General features: G+C 46.5%; 1 protein-coding gene. It reads left to right on the forward strand.

Features of this window, described 5'->3' with window-relative positions:
* The coding region (locus ACFQ8Y_RS22785; protein WP_430586813.1) for a hypothetical protein at positions 1-180 on the forward strand (180 nt) is incomplete at its 5' end.
* Positions 181-273: the final 93 nt, after the last annotated feature.

Here is a 273-nt window from a genome sequence, read left to right on the forward strand (position 1 = left end):
TCACAGTATGGCGGCATGGTGAAGCGGGTACAGGAAGAAGAGTTTGTAACGCACAATGATAAATCGCTTATCCAGGAAACGCGAACGCTGTTCATCATGGGGCTTCCTGTGAAGTCAAAGACTACTTTGCGGCCGGCGGGTCTGAGAGATAGCATCAGAATGTCTTGGGGTGCTGTCTGATGATTAAAGCGGTGAAAAATAGCGGGATGACGTGGATAGATTTAGTGCGGAAATACTTTCCCGATGCGAACGATAAGCAATGTGATTTTATAT

It is taken from the genome of Isoptericola sp. NPDC056605 (genome assembly GCF_042792795.1).
Lineage (GTDB): Bacteria > Actinomycetota > Actinomycetes > Actinomycetales > Cellulomonadaceae > Isoptericola.